The 19,813-nt window shown below is 65.3% G+C and carries 21 protein-coding genes; 17 read left to right on the top strand and 4 right to left on the bottom strand.

Features of this window, described 5'->3' with window-relative positions; genetic code table 11:
* From urtE to CI41S_RS07410, 14 genes are all read left to right on the top strand, one after another.
* On the top strand, window positions 1-696 hold the full coding sequence (gene urtE, locus CI41S_RS07485; protein ID WP_139480293.1) for an urea ABC transporter ATP-binding subunit UrtE: 696 nt from the start codon (window positions 1-3) through the stop codon (window positions 694-696).
* A gap of 47 nt (window positions 697-743) precedes the next feature.
* Complete coding sequence (locus tag CI41S_RS07480) at window positions 744-1,580, top strand: urease accessory protein UreD (protein ID WP_139858149.1); 837 nt, start codon at window positions 744-746, stop codon at window positions 1,578-1,580.
* Between the two features lie 46 nt (window positions 1,581-1,626).
* Window positions 1,627-1,929: an urease subunit gamma gene (locus CI41S_RS07475; protein ID WP_139480291.1), complete on the top strand. Its 303-nt coding sequence runs from the start codon at window positions 1,627-1,629 to the stop codon at window positions 1,927-1,929.
* A 114-nt stretch (window positions 1,930-2,043) separates the two neighbouring features.
* A complete protein-coding gene (locus tag CI41S_RS07470) occupies window positions 2,044-2,349 on the top strand; it encodes an urease subunit beta (protein WP_139480290.1) in 306 nt (101 codons plus the stop codon).
* 710 nt (window positions 2,350-3,059) lie between these two features.
* Window positions 3,060-3,515, top strand: a complete 456-nt coding sequence (locus tag CI41S_RS07460) for an endonuclease domain-containing protein (protein WP_139858144.1) — start codon at window positions 3,060-3,062, stop codon at window positions 3,513-3,515.
* A 132-nt stretch (window positions 3,516-3,647) separates the two neighbouring features.
* The gene (locus tag CI41S_RS07455; RefSeq protein WP_139858142.1) at window positions 3,648-4,187 is read left to right on the top strand and encodes an HD domain-containing protein; all 540 of its coding nucleotides are present in this window, start codon (window positions 3,648-3,650) and stop codon (window positions 4,185-4,187) included.
* Entirely contained in the window at window positions 4,184-5,899 is a 1,716-nt protein-coding gene (gene ureC / locus CI41S_RS07450; RefSeq protein WP_139858140.1) for an urease subunit alpha, read from the top strand. The genes CI41S_RS07455 and ureC overlap by 4 nt, the downstream gene beginning before the upstream one ends.
* Before the next feature lie 49 nt (window positions 5,900-5,948).
* The gene (locus CI41S_RS07445; protein ID WP_139858138.1) at window positions 5,949-6,248 is read left to right on the top strand and encodes a putative quinol monooxygenase; all 300 of its coding nucleotides are present in this window, start codon (window positions 5,949-5,951) and stop codon (window positions 6,246-6,248) included.
* Window positions 6,249-6,274: 26 nt separating this feature from the next.
* Complete coding sequence (locus tag CI41S_RS07440) at window positions 6,275-6,574, top strand: putative quinol monooxygenase (RefSeq protein WP_139858136.1); 300 nt, start codon at window positions 6,275-6,277, stop codon at window positions 6,572-6,574.
* Window positions 6,575-6,877: 303 nt separating this feature from the next.
* A complete protein-coding gene (locus CI41S_RS07435; protein ID WP_139858134.1) occupies window positions 6,878-7,498 on the top strand; it encodes an urease accessory protein UreE in 621 nt (206 codons plus the stop codon).
* Window positions 7,479-8,216, top strand: coding sequence for an urease accessory protein UreF (locus CI41S_RS07430; RefSeq protein ID WP_139858132.1), 738 nt, complete (start codon window positions 7,479-7,481; stop codon window positions 8,214-8,216). Before CI41S_RS07435 ends, CI41S_RS07430 begins: the two co-directional genes overlap by 20 nt.
* Window positions 8,217-8,408: 192 nt before the next feature.
* Window positions 8,409-9,056, top strand: a complete 648-nt coding sequence (gene ureG, locus CI41S_RS07425; RefSeq protein ID WP_139858130.1) for an urease accessory protein UreG — start codon at window positions 8,409-8,411, stop codon at window positions 9,054-9,056.
* 417 nt (window positions 9,057-9,473) lie between these two features.
* Window positions 9,474-11,135, top strand: coding sequence for a CHASE domain-containing protein (locus tag CI41S_RS07420; RefSeq protein WP_139858128.1), 1,662 nt, complete (start codon window positions 9,474-9,476; stop codon window positions 11,133-11,135).
* 420 nt (window positions 11,136-11,555) lie between these two features.
* Window positions 11,556-12,581 carry a cytochrome-c peroxidase gene (locus CI41S_RS07410; protein WP_139858126.1) on the top strand — a complete coding sequence of 342 codons (1,026 nt, stop codon included), beginning with the start codon at window positions 11,556-11,558 and terminating at the stop codon, window positions 12,579-12,581.
* A gap of 33 nt (window positions 12,582-12,614) precedes the next feature.
* On the opposite strand, the gene CI41S_RS43325 is transcribed toward CI41S_RS07410, so the two are convergent.
* A complete protein-coding gene (locus tag CI41S_RS43325) occupies window positions 12,615-12,779 on the bottom strand; it encodes a hypothetical protein (protein WP_172626644.1) in 165 nt (54 codons plus the stop codon).
* A 302-nt stretch (window positions 12,780-13,081) separates the two neighbouring features.
* Between CI41S_RS43325 and CI41S_RS07405 the strand changes: the two genes are divergently transcribed.
* Window positions 13,082-14,065, top strand: coding sequence for a hypothetical protein (locus CI41S_RS07405; RefSeq protein WP_139858593.1), 984 nt, complete (start codon window positions 13,082-13,084; stop codon window positions 14,063-14,065).
* Window positions 14,066-14,098: 33 nt separating this feature from the next.
* Here the strand turns inward: CI41S_RS07405 and CI41S_RS07400 are convergent, their stop codons facing one another.
* Window positions 14,099-14,464: a methylamine utilization protein gene (locus CI41S_RS07400; RefSeq protein ID WP_139480279.1), complete on the bottom strand. Its 366-nt coding sequence runs from the start codon at window positions 14,462-14,464 to the stop codon at window positions 14,099-14,101.
* Window positions 14,465-14,676: 212 nt separating this feature from the next.
* On the opposite strand from CI41S_RS07400, the gene CI41S_RS07395 reads away from it, so the two are divergent.
* Complete coding sequence (locus tag CI41S_RS07395; protein ID WP_139858123.1) at window positions 14,677-17,589, top strand: EAL domain-containing protein; 2,913 nt, start codon at window positions 14,677-14,679, stop codon at window positions 17,587-17,589.
* A 337-nt stretch (window positions 17,590-17,926) separates the two neighbouring features.
* Here CI41S_RS07395 and CI41S_RS07390 read toward each other — a convergent pair whose 3' ends face one another.
* Both CI41S_RS07390 and CI41S_RS07385 read right to left on the bottom strand, forming a co-directional pair.
* Window positions 17,927-18,475, bottom strand: coding sequence for a sigma-70 family RNA polymerase sigma factor (locus tag CI41S_RS07390; RefSeq protein WP_066515735.1), 549 nt, complete (start codon window positions 18,473-18,475; stop codon window positions 17,927-17,929).
* The gene (locus CI41S_RS07385; RefSeq protein WP_172626643.1) at window positions 18,475-18,678 is read right to left on the bottom strand and encodes a NepR family anti-sigma factor; all 204 of its coding nucleotides are present in this window, start codon (window positions 18,676-18,678) and stop codon (window positions 18,475-18,477) included. Before CI41S_RS07385 ends, CI41S_RS07390 begins: the two co-directional genes overlap by 1 nt.
* A gap of 318 nt (window positions 18,679-18,996) precedes the next feature.
* Here CI41S_RS07385 and CI41S_RS07380 point away from each other — a divergent pair, with 318 nt between their 5' ends.
* The gene (locus tag CI41S_RS07380) at window positions 18,997-19,806 is read left to right on the top strand and encodes a response regulator (RefSeq protein ID WP_139858121.1); all 810 of its coding nucleotides are present in this window, start codon (window positions 18,997-18,999) and stop codon (window positions 19,804-19,806) included.
* Window positions 19,807-19,813 lie beyond the last annotated feature (7 nt).

Genomic DNA, 19,813 nt, shown 5'->3' with positions numbered 1-19,813 from the left:
ATGCTGAAGGTCGACAACATCAATCTGTTCTATGGCGCGGCGCAGGCGCTGCGCGGCGTGTCGCTGACGGCCGAACCCGGCAAGGTCACCTGCGTGCTCGGCCGCAACGGCGTCGGCAAGACCTCGCTGCTGCGCGCCATGGTCGGGCAGTATCCGATCGCCTCGGGCGCGATCAATTTCGACGGCAAGGACATCACTGCGCTAAAGCCCTATGAGCGGGCGCGGCGCGGCATCGGCTTCGTGCCGCAGGGCCGCGAGATCTTTCCGCTGCTCACGGTCGAGGAGAACCTCAAGACCGGCTTCGGTCCGCTGAAGCGCGAGGACCGCAACATCCCCGACGACGTGTTCTCGCTGTTTCCGGTGCTGCAGACCATGCTGGGCCGCCGCGGCGGCGACCTCTCCGGCGGCCAGCAGCAGCAGCTCGCGATCGGCCGCGCGCTGGTGATGCGGCCAAAGTTGCTGCTGCTCGACGAGCCGACCGAGGGCATCCAGCCCTCGATCATCAAGGACATCGGCCGCGCCATCTCCTATCTGCGCAACCTCGGCAACATCGCGATCGTGCTGGTCGAACAATATCTCGACTTTGCCTGCGAACTCGGCGACAGTTTTGCGGTGATGGACCGGGGTGCGGTGAAATATACTAGCGACCGCGCAAGCCTCGATCCCGCCGAGATCAGCCGTCAGATGGCGCTGTGAAAATGTGACGTCGCATCCGCGGCGTGGGTGAGGGAGCGCGAGGGGGAATGCGGAGCGGGATCGCAAGCGCGACGGCGGCAACGTTTGCGGCCAACCGCGCCCTGGGCGCGGTCCGCTTCGGCGTGCACCATGCCGATGGCATCACCCGCCGCGGCGACCTCCACGAGTCAGGCTCGCTGCGCGTCCGCTTTCCATCGTCGGAGGATGACGGCCTGTCGGCGATGTTCGTCAACACCGCCGGCGGCATTGCCGGCGGCGACCGCTTTGACATCGGTATCGCAGCCGGCGAGGGCGCCCGGCTGACACTGACCACGGCCGCGGCCGAAAAAGTGTACCGGGCGCCAGGCGCGGCGGCCCGGCTCGACATCGCGCTCAAGGTGGATGCCGGCGCGCATCTCTCCTGGCTGCCGCAGGAGACCATCCTGTTCGACCGCGCGCGTATTGTCAGAAGCTTCGACATCGAGCTCGCCGAGGACGCTTCGCTGCTGCTCTGCGAGATCGTGGTGTTCGGCCGCGCCGCGATGGGCGAGACCATGCGGCATGGCGAATTCGTCGACCGCTGGCGCATGCGCCGCGGCGGCCGGCTGGTGTTTGCGGAGACGGTAAGACTCGACGGCGAGATCGGCGAGAAGCTCGCGCGGCGCGCCATCGCGGGTGGCGGCACCGCGATCGGCACCGCGCTGATCGTGCCGGGCGACGAGGCGCTGGTCGAGCGCATCCGCGAGGCGTCGGAGCGTTTTGGCGGCGAGGTCGGCATCTCCGCCTGGAACGGCTTTGCAATGGCGCGCTTCTGTGCCCAAGATGCCGCACGGCTGCGCACCGACATGATGACGGTGCTCGGCCGCGCCTCCGCCGTGCCGCTGCCAAGACTCTGGCTTAACTAAGAGGCTGTGGCTCAACTAATCCTTTGAGAACGATCAGAGTGCTCGCATGAATTTGTCTCCCCGCGAAAAGGACAAGCTGCTGGTGTCGATGGCCGCCATGGTGGCGCGCCGCCGCCTCGAGCGCGGCGTCAAGCTCAACCATCCGGAAGCAGTGGCGCTGATCACCGATTTCATCGTCGAGGGCGCGCGCGACGGCCGCACCGTTGCCGAACTGATGCAGGCCGGCGCCAAGGTCCTGACCCGGGATCAGGTGATGACCGGCATCCCCGAGATGATCCACGACATCCAGGTCGAGGCGACGTTTCCCGACGGCACAAAACTCGTCACCGTGCACGAGCCGATCCGCTAGCCACGCACGCGTCGTTCCGGGGCGGCCGCAGGCCGAACCCGGAATCCAGAGATTGCTTTACAGAGATTCCGGGTTCGATGCTCCGCATCGCCCCGGAATGACGGAGAAGGAAAAATGATCCCCGGCGAACGCTTCATCAAGGACGGCGAGATCGAGCTCAATGCCGGCCGCAAGACCGTGACGCTCTCGGTCGCCAACACCGGCGACCGCCCGATCCAGGTCGGCTCGCACTATCATTTCTTCGAAACCAACCCGGCGCTGAAATTCGACCGCAAGAAGGCCCGCGGCATGCGCCTCGACATCGCGGCCGGCACCGCCGTCCGCTTCGAACCCGGCCAGACCCGCGACGTCCAACTCGTCGCGCTGGCCGGAAAGCGCGTGATCTACGGCTTCCGCGCCGAGGTGAAGGGGAAGCTGTGATCGCTGTTGCAGTAGTTCATTGTGAGGTGAGCAAACCGGTCAGGCTCCCTCCCCCCTTGCGGGGGAGGGTTGGGGAGAGGGGTAAGCCCCGGGCGCTGACCGACGAGATTCTGCGAGTGCGCGCAATCCAGCTCGGCAGCGCCAACGGCGCAAGCGTGATTCTCGCCTCACGTCACCCAGCGGAGCAAGCGGCACCCCTCTCCCTAGCCCTCCCCCGCAAGGGGGGAGGGAACCCTTCCGCCGATGCGTCCCTCACCTCCGAGACCGATGGAGCGGAGGAACGCTGATGGTACAGAAAGTAGTCGTAACGCGAAGTGAGGTGAGCACGCTGCTCAGGCTCCCTCCCCCCTTGCGGGGGAGGGTTGGGGAGAGGGGTAAGCCCCGGGCGCTGACCGATGAGATCTTGCGTGCACGCGCAATCCAGCTCGGCAGCGCAAACGGCGCAAGCGTGATTCTCGCCTCACGTCACCCAGCGGAGCAAGCGGCACCCCTCTCCCTAACCCTCCCCCGCAAGGGGGGAGGGTACCCTTCCGCCGGTGCGTCCCTTACCTCCGAGACCGATGGAGCGGAGGAACGCTGATGGCACAGAAAGTAGTCGTAACGCGATGTGAGGTGAGCACGCCGCCCAGGCTCCCTCCCCCCTTGCGGGGGAGGGTTGGGGAGAGGGGTAGGCCCCGGGCGCTGACCGACGTGGTTTTGCGGAGAGGGGCATGCCGCACACTCAGGTGAGCGACACGCAGCGCGATCGCGCCAAGCAGCTCCGCCGCACCATGACGCGCGCGGAGACTTTGCTGTGGCGTCACCTGAAGGCTGATCGCCTCGCCGGCCTCAACTTCCGTCGCCAGGCGCCGATCGGCACCTACATCGCGGATTTCGTCGCGCATTCGTGCAAGCTGATTGTCGAAGTCGACGGCGAGAGCCACGATTTCGAAGAACGTATTCGTCGCGACGAACGGCGTGATGCGTGGTTGGCGTCGCGCGGTTACCGTGTGCTGCGGTTCACCAACGACGACGTGATGAAGAACTTGGAAGGTGTCGCTCTTGCGATCCTTCAGGCAGCGGAGCAAGCGGTACCCCTCTCCCTAACCCTCCCCCGCAAGGGGGGAGGGAACCCTTCCGCCGGTGAGTCCCTTACCTCTGAGACTGATGGAGCGGAGGAGCCGTGATGCGACGAGCGCAGGCTGCGAATTTCGGTGAGGTGAGCACGCCGCCCAGGCTCCCTCCCCCCTTGCGGGGGAGGGTTGGGGAGAGGGGTAGGCCCCGAGCGCTGACAGCGGTAGTGGGAGCGCCGTAACCCCATGCTCCCCCCGATCCGCCTCGTCTCCGAAGCCGCCCAACTCGCCGCGCGCCGTCACAACGGGATGGCGCGCAAGGGGCGGGGCAATGAGCCTTACATCAACCATCTTGCCGAGGTCGCGAATTTGCTTGCGCAGGTGACCGATGGCGCCGATGCGGAGCTGGTGGCGGCGGGGTGGCTGCACGACACCATCGAGGACACCGGGACCACGCGCGAGGAGCTGGCCCAGAAATTCGGCGCGCGCGTCGCCGACCTCGTGGTCGAATGCACCGACGACATGAGCCTGCCGAAAGCCGAGCGCCGGCGGAAGCAGATCGAGGATGCTCCGCACAAATCGCCGGATGCGAAGCTGATCAAGATTGCCGACAAGATCAGCAACACGCTCGCTCGCATCGTGCCGCAACCAAGCGCGGACGAGCGCGACGATCTCGCGGACTATGTCGCGTGGGCCGAGAAGGTCGTCGCAGGTTGTCGCGGCGTCAATGCGACCCTCGACCGAATGTTCAACGAAGCAGTCAGGCTTGCCAGGAGCACGCTGTGAGCACCAAAATCAAACGTTCCGTCTATGCCGACATGTTCGGCCCGACCACCGGCGACAAGGTTCGGCTCGCCGACACCGACCTCATCATCGAGGTCGAGAAGGATTTCACCACCTACGGCGAGGAGGTGAAATTCGGCGGCGGCAAGGTGATCCGCGACGGCATGGGACAGTCGCAGGTGACCAATGCGCAGGGCGCGGCCGACACCGTCATCACCAATGCGCTGATCGTCGATCACTGGGGCATCGTCAAAGCCGATGTCGCGATCAAGGAAGGCATGATCGCGGCGATCGGCAAGGCCGGCAATCCCGACATCCAGCCCAATGTCACCATCATCATCGGTCCCGGCACCGACGTGATCGCAGGCGAAGGAAAAATCCTCACCGCTGGCGGCTTCGACAGCCACATCCATTTCATCTGTCCGCAGCAGATCGAGCACGCGCTGATGAGTGGCGTCACCTCGATGCTGGGCGGCGGCACCGGCCCGTCGCACGGCACCTTCGCCACCACCTGCACGCCCGGCCCGTGGCACATGGGCCGGATGATCCAGTCGTTCGACGCCTTCCCGGTCAATCTCGGCATTTCAGGCAAGGGCAACGCCTCGCGTCCGGCGGCGCTGGTCGAGATGATCAAGGGCGGCGCCTGCGCGCTGAAGCTGCACGAGGACTGGGGCACCACGCCGTCGGCGATCGACACCTGCCTCTCGGTGGCCGACGACTACGACGTCCAGGTGATGCTGCACTCGGACACGCTGAACGAATCCGGCTTCGTCGAGGACACCGTGAAGGCGTTCAAGGGTCGCACCATCCACGCCTTCCACACCGAGGGCGCCGGCGGCGGCCATGCGCCTGACATCATCAAGATCGCCGGCCTGAACAACGTGCTGCCGTCCTCGACCAACCCGACCCGGCCGTTCACCCGCAACACCATCGACGAGCATCTGGACATGCTGATGGTGTGCCATCACCTCGATCCGTCGATCGCCGAAGACCTCGCCTTCGCCGAAAGCCGGATCCGGAAAGAAACCATCGCCGCCGAGGACATCCTGCACGATCTCGGCGCGCTCTCGATGATGTCGTCGGACTCGCAGGCGATGGGGCGGCTCGGCGAAGTCATCATCCGCACCTGGCAGACCGCCGACAAGATGAAGAAGCAGCGTGGTGCGCTGCCGCAGGATAAGGGCAACGACAACGACAATTTCCGCGTCAAGCGCTACATCGCCAAGTACACCATCAATCCCGCGATCGCGCATGGCGTGTCGAAGCTGATCGGCTCGGTGGAGAAGGGCAAGCTCGCCGACCTCGTGCTGTGGTCGCCGGCGTTCTTCGGCGTCAAGCCGGACTGCATCATCAAGGGCGGCTCGATTGTGGCGGCTCCGATGGGCGATCCCAACGCCTCGATCCCGACGCCGCAGCCGGTGCACTACCAGCCGATGTTCGCCGCGTTCGGCAAGTCGCTGACGGCGTCCTCGGTGGTGTTCACGTCGAAGGCCGCGGTGACCGGCGGCCTCGCCCGCAAGCTCGGGATCAGCAAAAAACTCTACGCGGTGCAAAACACTCGCGGAAAAATCTCCAAGAAGAGCATGATCCACAACGACGCCACCCCCGAGATCGAGGTGGATCCCGAGACCTATGAGGTCCGCGCAGACGGCGAGCTTTTGACCTGCGCGCCGGCCGAGGTGCTGCCCATGGCACAGCGCTATTTTATGTTCTAAAACCCATCCCGGTATCTAAAGCCAAAAGAGAAAACCGGGAGGAATTTCCGTGATTTACGTCGTCGCTACGCTGACCATCAAGCCCGAGACCCGCGCCGAATTCATCGCTGCGGCGACCGCCTGCATCAAGGAGACCCGCAAGGAGCCCGGCAACATCGCCTACGATTTGCACGAGAGCGTCACCGACCACAGCAAGATGGTGTTCGTCGAGCAGTGGGAGAACGCCGAGGCGCTGGTGCCGCATCGCACCGCCGAGCACATGAAGACGTTCGGCCGGGTCGCGGTGAAATGCATGGTCGCGCCGCCGCGGATCGAGGTCATCACGCCCGATAAGGTCGACGTCCGTTAAGCAAGAACAAGAACAGGAAGCGCATCATGATCTACGTCATCGCCACCACGCCGATGAAGCCCGAGAACCGCGAGGACTTCATCAAGGGCCACAAGGCCTGCACGGTCGAGACCCGCAAGGAGAAGGGCTGTCTTGCCTATGACGGCCACGTCAGCGTCAACGACCCCAACCTCTACGTCGTGGTCGAGCGCTGGGAGACCCGCGACGACCTCAACGCCCACGCTCGCGCGCCGCACATGAAGGTGTGGCGGGAATATTCCGCGCAGATGAAGACCGCGCCGACGGTGATCGAGATCATCAGCGACGGCAAGGTCGAGAAGCTTTGAGCTGATCATGCGTCAAACCGCGCCACGAACTCCACTTCACCTCGCCCCGCCTGCGGGGAGAGCGATAGGCCGCCTCCGGCGGCCGTCCCTAAGAACGCCGAAGCAAAGCTTCGGCTATGACGCACCGTTAGATTCGTTACGGGTGAGGGGGAGTCTCCGCGGACGCATCTGTCACCGTCTATGCGGAGACAGCCCCTCACCCCAACCCTCTCCCCGCAAGAGCGGGGCGAGGGGGCGCACGGTGATCGTGGTCGACACTCGACCTCATCGCATCGCGCTCCAACGCATAACACGAAGGCAACGATGATCCGCGCGACCAAGGTTTTGGGGCAACATCGCTGGACGCACGCCGCGGCCGACACCGTCGTGCTCGATTTCGACGACCGGCACCGGCGGCGGATGGCGATGACGGGGACGCGCGGGCTCGAATTCCTGCTCGATCTTGAAAATGCCGTCGCCTTGCGCGGCGGCGATGCGCTGGTGCTGGAGGACGGCCGCCTGATCGAGGTGGTCGCCGCGCCGGAGCCGCTGCTCGAAATCCGCGGCAGCGATCCGCATCATCTGATCCGGGTCGCCTGGCATCTCGGCAACCGTCATCTGCCGACCCAGATCATGCCGAAGGGGCTGCGCATCCGCCGCGACCATGTCATCGAGGCGATGGTGAAGGGTCTTGGCGCCCGCGTGCTCGAGATCGAGGCGCCGTTCGATCCCGAGGGCGGCGCCTATGCCGGGCACGCCCATGCCGAGGAGCCCGCGCACGGTCACACCGGGCACGATCATGCCCACAGCCATGCGCATGATCACGGCCATCACCACCATCATGATCACGATCACCATGATCATGATCATCACCACCACCATCACGACGAGCATTGCGGCCACGATCACCATCACGACCACTCCCATGCTCATGACCACAAATGAGTCCGATCCCGCTGCCGTCAGCGGCGGGATCCCGGAGCATGAGGCCGCTGCGCTGTACCGGCTGATGACGTGGCTGTCGCCATCGTTCCCGGTCGGCGCGTTCGCCTATTCCAGCGGCATCGAATGGGCGGTGGAGGCCGGCGACATCAGCGATGCCGCCTCGCTGCGCGACTGGCTCGCCGCTCTGCTCACCGACGGTAGCGGCTTTTGCGACGGCGTCTTGCTCGCGCACAGCCATCGCGCCGCGGCGGAGCAGGATGCCGCCACCTTGAAGCGGATCGCCGAACTCGCCGCCGCCCTGGTGCCGTCGCGCGAGCGCCAGCTCGAGACCACGACCCAGGGCCGCGCCTTCATCGAGATTGCCCGCACCGCCTGGAATTCGCCCGGCCTCGACGACAGCATTGCAGCCTGCGATGGCCCGATCGTCTATCCGGTCGCGGTCGGTCTCGTCAGCGCCGCGCACGGGATTCCGCTGGCGCCGTCGCTGCACGCCTTCCTGCATGCCGTGGTCTCCAATTGGATTTCCGCCGGCAGCCGGCTGATCCCGCTCGGGCAGACCGACAGCCAGCGCGTGCTCGCCGCGCTCGAGGGCGAGGTCGCCGCCACCGCAGCGCGCGCCGCGACCGCTTCGCTCGACGACCTCGGCAGCGCGACGTTTCGAGCCGATCTCGCCAGCTTGCGGCACGAGACGCAGTATACGAGGTTGTTCAGGTCATGATCTGCGACTCTCTCCACGCGTCGTCCCGGCCTAGTGCGCAATGCGCACGGGGGCCGGGACCCATAACCACAGGCCTTTGTGGTTGTGCAGCGCTGTGGCCCCAGCGTCGCGCAGCAACTCAATTCGGCGGTAATGGGTCCCGGCCCCCGTGCGCATTGCGCACTAGGCCGGGACGACGATGGATGGATTGACATGCCTACTTCTCACGGCCCGTTGCGCGTCGGTGTCGGTGGTCCGGTCGGCTCCGGCAAGACCGCGCTGATGGATCTGCTCTGCAAGACGATGCGCGAGCGCTACGACATCGCCGCGATCACCAACGACATCTACACCAAGTGGGACGCCGAATTTCTGGTGCGCTCCGGCTCGCTGACGCCGGACCGCATCGCCGGCGTCGAGACCGGCGGCTGTCCGCACACCGCGATCCGCGAGGACGCCTCGATGAATCTCGCCGCGGTCGCCGACATGCGGGCCAAGTTTCCGAACCTCGATCTGGTGCTGATCGAATCCGGCGGCGACAATCTCGCCGCGACCTTCTCGCCGGAATTGGCCGACCTGACCATCTACGTCATCGACGTCGCCGCCGGCGACAAGATCCCCTCCAAGGGCGGCCCCGGGATCACGCGCTCCGACCTGCTCGTGATCAACAAGATCGACCTCGCCCCCCATGTCGGTGCGTCGCTTGAGAAGATGGAGACCGATGCCAGGCGGATGCGCGGCGAGCGGCCCTTCGTGATGACCAACCTGAAGAAGAGCGATGGCCTGGAGCGCATCGTCAGCTTCATCGAGACCAAGGGCGGCCTTCGGTCGCAGGCCGGGCCGCCGAGGCGCGGTAACCGTTAATCATTGTGGCGAAGCGTTACCAACCCGATCTTGGTCCCGTCACCCTGAGGTGCGAGCCCTTGCGAGCCTCGAAGGGTCGACGGCCCGGTCAGTGGCCGATTCATCCTTCGAGGCGCGCAAGAGCGCGCACCTCAGGATGACGGGGAAGCAGCCGTACCGAGCTCCCCCCGCCGCAAAAAAGCTGTGCAATCGCCGGAACAATTGCCAACTTTGCCGATTAGCAATCCTTGGCGCCGCCAATCATCGGCCGGGTGGCGTCGGCGTTAATGCTGCCGACCGGCTTCAGTTGCGTACCAATGATCGCTACTCCATATTCCGGTGCGGCTGGTGTACTTCACGTGTTGATTTGTCGCCGCCCCCGCAGACCCGAGATGCCATCCGTCCCGTTTCGCCACCCCTTGATTGCCGAGTAAACGCGTGGTTCGGCTGGGCTTTATCGTCGCCTTGATCGCGTTGATCGGGATCCTGCTCTCCGGTCTCGCGGCCTATCGGGTGCACGATCAGGAGCTGGCGATCGACGGCATCGCGCTGGCGCGGGCGATCGACGTTCACGCCAGCCTGGTGCAGGACCGCCTGACCGAGCGCGAGCTGCTGGCGCGGGTGGCCTCCGGCCTGTTCCGGGCGCCGTCGATGGTGAAGGCCAACATGCTGCAGCCGCTGCGCTCGGCGATCTACGCCTTCAAGACCGACTTCGTCGTCGCCACCTGGATCGCGCGGCTGAGGCCGAACGAGCTGACCGCGGCCGAGGCGGAGCTGAAGGCCGCAGGCTTCACCAACCCGCAGATCAGGGATTTCGACGACCAGCCGCTCGACATCAAGGCGCTCGTCAAGCCGATCAACGTCTTGATGGACGTCGAGCCGCGCAACCCGGAGACGCTGAGCATCCCGGGCCGCGCCTTCGACCGCCACTCCGTGGTCGGCCCGATGCTGACCAAGGCGATGGCCGAGGCGAAGCCGGTGGCCTCGGATCCGATTCCGCTGTTGCGGCAAAATGGCCCGATCGGCGTCGCGCTTGCCGCGCCGGTGTTCCAGGAGGGCGCGTCGGAGCCGGCCGGCTTCGTCACCTTTTCCTACGAGCTGTCGTCGCTGATGCTGACCAATGACGACACCTCGCTGTTTGCCGTGGCGCTGAAGGATCCGCGCGATTCCAATGATGAGTTCACCGCCAACGAGCAGGGCGTCGTCACCTCGCGCGCGGTGCGTCAGGACGGTCCGCTGCCGTCGATGGTTCGCACCGTGACGTTCGGCGGCCGCGACTGGTCGCTCGACTACTACGCCAAGAGCAACGCCACCGTGCGCGCGCAGCAGACTGCGACCATCGTCGCCGCGATCGGGCTTGCGCTGACCGGCATCGTCTGCGGCCTGTTCGGCTACGTCGCCTACAACAATCTGCGGCTCAGCCGCGAGATCGAGGTCCGGATCGGCTTCGAGCGGCGGCTGACCGCCGTGATCGACGAGCTCAATCATCGGGTCAAGAACATCCTCGCCGTGATCCAGTCGATCGTGACGCGCACGCTGCGCCATGGCACCGACATCGACGTCGCGCGCGAGCTCTTGATCGGGCGCATTCATGCGATGTCGAACGTGGTGACGCTGCTCAGCGAGAGCCAGTGGCAGGGCGTCAAGCTGAAGGGCCTGTTCGAGTCGCGCTCGATCCCGCACGCAGACCGCATCGCGGTCAACGGCCCCGACATCACCGTCAGCGCCCGCGCCGCGCAATCGCTGTCGCTGCTGTTCTTCGAGCTCGCATCGCATTCCGACGAGGGGCTGTCGCTGGTCGGCAAGCATCCGCACATCGTGGCCAATTGGGAGGTCAACGGCGATGCCGCCGACGCGATCTTCCATTTCCGCTGGGAGGAGTTCAACACCAGCCAGGCGACGCGGCGCGCCGACAGCGATTTCGGCCTGATCCTGCTCGACCGCGTCGCGCCCGAAGCGCTCGGCGGCACCGCCAAGCGCTACTTCACCGACGTCTCCTACGTCTACGAGCTCACCGCGCCTATGGACACCGTCGTCGACATGACCGAGCGCGACCGCACCGAGCAGTTTTCGGCGCCGCTGCGCCCGGTGAAGAAGTGAATGGTCAGCAATCGTGACGGGATAGGGGCCTTGAGCGGCGTCTGATCGGAACCAGCCGACCTCGGCCCGCGTAAGGGAAGCACCAGCGGCCGGGTTCCCTCCCCCCTTGCGGGGGAGGGCTAGGGAGAGGGGTACCCACGGGGACTCTCTCCGAATGCCAACCAGATCGCGCAACTCGAATTGTGAGGGCTCGAATCGCGTCGGCCATCTCGCCCGGGGCCACCACCCCTGTCCCCAACGCTCCCCCCGCTCCCCGCAAGGGGAGAGGGAGCCTGAGCGGCCTGCTCACCTACGCGGGCACACAGCACCCACCCCTCAACGGGAATCCTGGCTCCCGTCCGTAATCCCCGCAACCGATCGTTAAAACTTCATTGAATATGCTTGTGCATATAGCGGGCAGGATACCGTCTGAGGAACCCAATGAGACTTTGGGTCGGCCTGACCTTGCTCGCGGCACTTGCGCCGGTCGGGCTGTCGTTTGCGTTGAACGCGACGACGGCACCCGGCAGCGTCGCGGCAGGCCGCGCCAGCTATCGCCGGCCGGACGCCGTTCCCTATCCCGCCAGCAATCCGTGGTCCGAGGCGAAATCCACGCTTGGGCAGATGCTGTTCTTCGATCCGCTGCTGTCGCGGTCGAAGACGCGCGCCTGCGCGACCTGCCACAACCCGGCGCTCTCATGGGGCGACGGCCTGCCGCGCGCCGTCGGCGAAGATCCGAAGGGCCTGCCGATCCGCTCGCCGACCCTGATCGATGTCGCCTTCTTCGAGCCGCTCGGCTGGGACGGCAAGTTCAAGACGCTGGAATCGGTCGCGTTCGGGCCGATCGAGAATCCGGCCAACATGAACATGACGGAGCCCGAACTGCTTGCGCGGCTCTCCGCCATCCCCGGCTATGTCGATGCGTTCACCCGCGCCTTCGGCGATGGCGCGATCACGCGGCCGAGGATCGAAGCATCGCTGGCGACCTTCGAGCGCTCGATCGTGGCGGGCGAGGCGCCGTTCGACCGCTGGATCAGGGGCGACAACAGCGCGATCAGCCCGGCGGCACAGCACGGCTTCGAGCTATTCAACGGCAAGGCGCGTTGCGCCGCCTGCCACAGCGGCCCGTCGTTCTCGGACGGCTCCTTTCAGGATATCGGCACCGCCAAGGGCCATGACATCGGCCGCGGCCGCTTCTTTCCGGCGTCGGCGAAGCTGCGCTTCGCGTTCAAGACCCCGACATTGCGTGACGTGGCGCGCCGCGCCCCCTACATGCACGACGGATCGGTCGCGACGCTGGACGATGTGATCGAGCTCTACAACAAGGGCGGGGTCGACCGGCCGAGCCGATCGCCCGACATCAGGCCGTTGTCGCTGACGGCAAGCGAGAAGGACGACCTGATCGCGTTTCTGCAAACCCTGACCGCGAATTCACCGGTTCCCGCAGGCCCAAGATTGCCGCGCTGATCGCGGCCGCAAGCCTATCGGCGCGGACGCCTGTCAGAGCAGGTGAGGCAGCGCCGATCCGAGCAGGCCGAGCCCGACGAGCAGGAACGCGCCGGCGCAGGCCTCCAGAGCCGCAGTGCGCGATGGGTACAACTTTGTCGCGAAGGCGAGCGCCGACCCCACCCCGATACTGACGACGCTCAACGCAGCTCCGAACATGGCGCGGCCTCCCGATCCGACGTGTTCGGAGCCTTCATAGGACAGTTGAATTGAGCTCCCGTGCTGGAATTAGCTAAAGCTTTATGCAACTGCCGCGTGAAAACGAGTGCCCGCTACCGGGCAGAACGGTTAACCACAATGCAACCAAAGGTGTCCGTGGCCGGGCAAATCGTTAAGATTTGATGTAAGTTGGAACAAGTCGTTAAGCGTGGGCAGTCGGTGTGATGTTCAGTGAATGGGGGCGAGAGGCCGGTACGGCACTCCGTGGGCGCTCCTTGTTCGCCAGGTGCATCGTAGCGCTCCTGTTTTGCGTGGTGTCGGCACGGTCTGCCGAGGCGCATGTCAAATGGTTTTGCGCGTTCGATGTCGCCGGGCAGCCGCGGGGACTCGAGAATGTACTCTGTCTCGATTTCGAGCTGCTGCTCGGCATCGCGGTATTCTGGCTGCTTGCCGGCTGCCTGATCGAGCCCACCTCGCTGGGCGCCGCGACGATCCGCGCGATGGATCGCATCACCGAGGGATTGCAGCGGCACACCGAAGTGATGATGCGCGCCGTCACTGCGTTCTTCTTCATCTCGATCTGGGCGGTGGGCGGCATCCTGCTGACGCCCGAGTTGAAGACGGCGTCACCGCTGGTCGGCGCGCTGCAACTCGGCATTGCCGCGGGCATGCTGTCGCGGCGGACGATGCCGCTGTCGGCGGCGGGGATCGCGATCCTGTTCGGCATCGGGGTCTACAATTACGGCGTCTTCCATCTCGCCGACTATCCGATCTTTCTCGGCGTCGCCGGCTATCTGGCGCTGGTCGGGCTGAAAAAGGATTTGTTCGGTGTCGTGCCGCTCGACGTGATGCGGTATGCCGCCGGAATAACCCTGATGTGGGCCTCGATCGAGAAATGGGCCTATCCCGAATGGAGCTTTCCGCTCCTGATCGAGCACGCCTCGATCACCCTCGGCTTCGACAACGAGTTCTACATGCGCGCCGCAGGCATGGTGGAATTCGTGCTCGCCTTTGCCTTGATGTGGACGCCGCTGATCCGGCGCTGTGCGGCAGCCGTGCTGACCGGAATGTTCATCAGCGCGTGCTTCGAATTCGGCAAGCTCGACACCATCGGCCACTCGGCGATCATCGCCGTGCTGCTCGCGATCGTCTGCGACAACCGGGTATCGGCGGGCGATCGCCGCGCGCCGTGGCTTGCCCCGGTCGGGCTCTGCGCCGCGCTGGCGGCGACGCTGTTCGTCTACTATGTCGGGCACGCCGCGCTGTTCAAGACGTCGATCCTGTAGCGATCGTTGCCGGCAGGATCGTTACCTCCGGCATCATTTGGCGACGTGGACGGCGAGCTTCATCTTCGGATGAATGCCGCACAGCACCATGAAGTCGCCGGGCACCGAGAAGGCGACGTCGAACTTGCTGCCCGGCTGCTGATCGCCGGAGTCGAAGCTGAAAGTGTCGGTGCTCAAATAAGCGTGATGCAACAGTTCCCCATCATCGTTAATGAATCGTAAAGTCTCGCCGCGCTTGATCGCAATCTGCGCCGGCCTGAATTCGCGATCCTTCTGCGAAATGGTATACGGGCCCGCGCCCAGGGCCGCTCCTGCAAGGATTCCCGTGAAGATCACAATCAGAAACTGCACGCGGCCGCGCTGGGCCACGCGCGAGGTGCGCAACAAGCCTGACTGCATGTCAACCCCGCATCAACGTCCGATACCCGGAACCCTAAGGCACAAATGTGCTCGCCGGATTACCTGAGGTGCGGATTATCGCCAGCTCATCTTAACGATTTCAGCATCAGTTCCGGTCACTACTAGCGGAATTTGAGCCAACAATCATTTCCGCAGTGCCGCGCCCTTTGCGTGGCTTGAGCAGCGAGCACGGCAGCACGGCAAACGCGGGTATGGATACGGTCTTCGACAACCTCAAGGTGAAAAGTGTTGCGGCTTTCCAGTTCGCGGCCGGTCGTCTTTCGAGGCTTGCCCTGACCACGGGATCGATTCGCACCCAGATCCTGATCTTTTGCCTGGCGATGAGCGCCATTGCGGTGGCGCTCGGCGGCTACTCGACCCTCGGCATCCGCCATGCCGGCGATCTGGTGACGCGGACGTTCGACGAATCCCTGATGTCGATCAACTATGCCCGTGCCGCGGGTGCCGACTTCGCGGCGATGCGGGTCGCCTCGTCGCAGCGCCTGTTAACCACCGACCCGGCGATCCACGCCAGCCTCGACAAGCAGATCGACGAACTCGCCAAGACGCTGTCGGAAGACCTCGCGATCGCCGCCGACCGCTCGCAGTCCTCGCGGGCGGCGAACGCCGCCGCCAAGGTGCAGGAAGCCGCCGACGCCTGGATGGCGCTGCACCGCATCGCGGTCGAATCCTCCTCCGACGGCAGCTTCGCGAGCGATACGCCCGGCACCTCGATCGGCGACGTCGACCGCTACTCCAGGATCGTCAGCCAGCAGGTCGAGCTGCTGGTCAACTACACCGCCGGCGACGGCTTCCTGTTCCGGCAGCGCGCGCTCTCGACGATCCGGCGCGATCTGCAGCTCAACGTCGCCGGGCTGACCCTCGCACTGTTTCTGTCGGCGCTGTTCTCGTGGCTGCTGGCGCGCCGCGTCATCGGGCCGGTCGCCATTGCGTCCCGGGCCGCGCGGCGCATCGCCGACGGCGACCTCAACGCGACGATCCCGAAGGGCGGCACCGACGAGCTCGGCACGCTGCTCGGCGCGATGGAAACCATGCGCGACAACATCCGGCGGACGGTCAATCAGGAGGTGTCGGAACGCCGCTCCGCGCAGGCGCGGCTGTCCGATGCGCTGGAGAGCTCCCGCGAAGGCGTCGTGCTGCTCGACGCCGACGGCCAGATCGCGCTGGCCAATTCGCGCGCCAGCGAGCTGATCCATCTGTCGCCGCAGCTCCTGCATTCGGACCGGCTCGATGCCGCGGCGCCGGCGACCGCCGCAATCGACAGCGACAGCGATCCGTTCGCCAGCGAGGCGCAGCTTCCCGACGGGCGCTGGTTGCGGGTCAGCCGCAGCGAGACCCAGGAGGGCGGCGTCATCCTGGTCTACAGCGACATCACCACGCTGCGGCAGCAGAAGGCCGAGCTGCACGAGACCAATCTGCGGCTCGATGCGGCGCTGACCCACATGTCGCAGGGGCTGTGCCTCTACAACAGCGAGGCGCGGCTGCAGGTCGCCAACCGCAGGTTCTGCGAGATATTCGATATTTCCCCCGAGCTCGTCGTCCCCGGCATGACGATGGAGGACATCTTCGGTCTGAGCATCGCCGCCGGCAATCACGGCAGCTGCACCGTGGTCGACCTGATGGCGGAACGCGACCGCTCGCTCGCGCAGAACGAGGGTGGCAACTATCTGCAGCATCTCGCCGACGGGCGGATCATTTCGATCGCGCAGCGGCCGACCACGGACGGCGGCTGGCTGGTCACCTGCGAGGACGTCACCGAGCAGCAGCGCGCCGAGTCGCAGATCGCGTTCATGGCGCGGCACGACGCGCTGACGCGGTTGCCGAACCGCACTCTGCTGGCCGAACGGATCGAGCTTGCGGTCGCGCAGGCCGGCCGCGGGCTCGGCTTTGCGGTGCACTGTCTCGATCTCGACAATTTCAAGCAGGTCAACGACACGCTGGGCCACCCGGTGGGCGACGAATTGCTGTGCGCGGTCGCGGACCGGCTCAACGCCTGCGTCCGCGAGATCGACACCGTCGCGCGTCTCGGCGGCGACGAATTCGCGGTGATCCAGTCCGGCCTGCATGACGGCGCGGAGGCCGAGCATCTTGCGCGACGGATGGTCGAATGCGTCGGCATGCCCTACGAGCTGAACGGGCATCGTGTCGTGGTCGGCTGCAGCGTCGGCATCTCGATATCTCCGGGCGACGGCACCTCGGGCGAGAAGCTGTTGAAGAACGCCGACGTCGCGCTGTACCGCGCCAAGATGGAGGGCCGCGGCACCTGGCGGTTCTTCGAGCCCTCGATGGACGCCAGCCTGCAGCGGCGCCGGGCGATCGAGCTCGATCTGCGCGAGGCGATGGCCAAGGACGAATTCTCGCTCTACTACCAGCCGCTGTACGACCTGCACCTCGATCGCATCTGCGGCTTCGAGGCGCTGCTGCGCTGGCATCATCCGAAGCGCGGGATGGTGCCGCCCGACCAGTTCATCCCGATCGCCGAGGAGATCGGGCTGATCGGCCCGCTCGGCGAATGGGTGCTGCACCGGGCCTGCGAACAGGCCGTCACCTGGCCGGGCGAGATGAAACTTGCGGTCAATGTCTCCGCGGCGCAGTTTCGCGATTCCGGCTTCATCGACATCATCGCCGACGCGCTCGCGGCGTCGCAATTGTCGCCGCGCCGGCTCGAGCTCGAAATCACCGAGTCGGTCTTCCTCGCCAACAGCGCCGAGACGCTGGCGACGCTGCACAAGCTGAAGGCGCAGGGGCTGCGCATCGCGCTCGACGATTTCGGCACCGGCTATTCCTCGCTGAGCTATCTGCGCAGTTTCCCGTTCGACAAGCTCAAGATCGACAAGTCCTTCGTCCGCGACGCCACCGCGACCCATGGATCGAAATCGATCGTGCGGGCGGTGATCAGCCTCGGCAGGAGCCTCGGCATGACGACGATTGCCGAGGGCATCGAGACGGTCGAGCAGCTCAACCACATGCGCGCCGAAGGCTGCAACGAGGCCCAGGGTTTCCTGTTCAGCCACCCGGTGCCGGTGACCGAGATCGCCGCCAAAATCCTCGAGCTCAGGAACGGCTTCAAGACATCAGCGCTCAGAAATGCGATGGCGAGCTAGGGCGCGATGAAGTTAGGTTGAATCGGTTTGACCGCGGGTTCGATCCACCTCTCCCCGACGGGGAGAGGTCGATTTGCGCAGCAAATCGGGTGAGGGGCTCCAGCTCCAACGAGAGACCGTAACCCCTCACCCGGCACTTCGCCATAGCCGAAGCTTCGCTTCGGCGTCCTTAAGGACGGCCGCCAAAGGCGGCCGATGCCTCTCCCAAGGGAGAGGTGAACCTCCGTGCCGCGCCAGCTCAACCTAATCTTATCATGCTCTGGAGCACCAAGCTGCACAAAAACAATAAAGGCGGCCCTGGTCGGGCCGCCCTTATCGTTTTCGGCGGATTGCGCGCTTAGCCGCCGTTGCCGCCGATCACGGCGCGCACGGTGTTGTCGGGCCCAAAGTCCTCGGCGCTGTCGACATAGAGCAGCGCGGAGAGTTTGGATCGCGCGCGGTTGACGCGGCTCTTGATGGTGCCGACCGCGCAGCCGCAGATCGCCGCGGCGTCCTCGTAGGAGAAGCCGGAGGCGCCGACCAGGATCAACGCCTCGCGCTGGTCCTGCGGCAGCTTGTCGAGCGCGGCGCGGAATTCCTCGAACTCCAGATGCGCGGCCTGCGACGGCTGGCTCTTCAGCGTCTTGGCGTAGTTGCCCTCGGCGTCCTCCACCTCGCGCCGCCGCTTGCGGTAGTCGGAGCGAAACAGGTTGCGCAGAATGGTGAACAGCCAGGCCGGCAGGTTGGAGCCCGGCTGAAACGAATCGATATTGGCGATCGCGCGCAGCAGCGTTTCCTGCACCAGATCGTCGGCGCGGTCGCCATTACCGGACAACGAGATCGCGAAGGCACGCAGGCTCGGGACCGACGCCAGGATGTCGTCGCGAAGTTCATTCGTGAGAGGCATTAGTCCCCTCCATTGTTCTTGTCAGTATCGCCCCCGGCGACGGCCGCCGCGGCAGCCTCGGGCCCGTCGAGTTTGCGGACCAGCTCCGCAAAGCGGTCGGGCACGCCCTGCCGCACCACGTCATCGTACATGGCGCGAAGCTGGTGGCCGATTCTGGACTGAATCTCGGCGTTGAGACCGCCCTGCTTCTTTACTTCCTTCATGATCTGATCCACGCTTCCCCGGGAGGTTAAGTCTCTGATTTTCAAGTCGCTTCCTCGAAAAAAGAGGCTGGCCGCGTCGCTCGTCGGTCAGGAGCTAATGCAAAGTTGCGCAGAAAGTTCCGAAACGTGGGAACTATTTCTTGGAACTTTTTTGCCGTTCGCGCGTAGTCGGGCATGCAGGGAACCGGGGACGCCCGGGGAACCGGCCATGCGCTGGAATTCGTTGGTCCAGGACGTTGGCCCCAGGACTCGGTGGTTGCTCCGCGGTCACCAACGCGTTTCAGGCCGTTTGGCCTCATGAACAAGGATGGAGTGGGAATGTCCCGATCGCAGGTCGTTGCTGAACATCTTCCGCTGCTGCGCCGCTATGCCCGCGCACTGACCGGAAACCAGGCGTCGGGCGACGCCTATGTCGGGGCCATGCTCGAGGCCCTGCTGCAGGATCAATCGCTGCTCGACCAGACCCACGGCCCGCGCGCCGGGCTGTTCCGGTTGTTCACCCAGATCTGGAATTCGGTCTCGGTGAACAACGACAACGCCGACGTGGCGACGCTGTCGCTGCCGCCGGAGCGGCGGCTGTCCAACATCACGCCGCTGCCGCGCCAGGCCTTCCTGCTGCTGTCGCTGGAAGGCTTTTCCGAGGAGGAGGTGGGCTACATTCTCGGCATCGACATCGCCGAGACGCGCAAGCTCACCGATGCCGCCGGCCGCGAGATGGCCGCCGAGATCGCCACCGACGTGCTGATCATCGAGGATGAGACCTTCATCGCGATGGATCTCGAGAGTCTGGTGAAGAATCTCGGCCACAATGTCATCGGCGTCGCGCGTACCCATTCCGATGCGGTGGCGCTCGCCAAGAACAAGAAGCCCGGCCTGATCCTCGCCGACATTCAGCTCGCCGACGGCTCGTCGGGCCTCGATGCGGTCAACGAGCTGCTGCGCACCTTCGAGGTGCCGGTCGTGTTCATCACCGCCTATCCGGAACGCTTCCTGACCGGCGAGCGGCCGGAGCCGGCGTTCCTGATTTCCAAGCCGTTCCAGCCGGCGATGGTGTCGGCGGTGGCGAGCCAGGCGCTGTTCTTCCAGCGCAACTCGCGCAACCGCACGCCGCGCGCGGCGTCGGCATGACCCCGTT

The sequence above is a fragment of the Bradyrhizobium ivorense genome, assembly GCF_900696085.1.
GTDB classification, from domain to species: Bacteria; Pseudomonadota; Alphaproteobacteria; order Rhizobiales; family Xanthobacteraceae; genus Bradyrhizobium; species Bradyrhizobium ivorense.
Note: the sequence above shows the minus strand (reverse complement) of the source record. Positions and strands in the feature narration are given on the sequence as shown.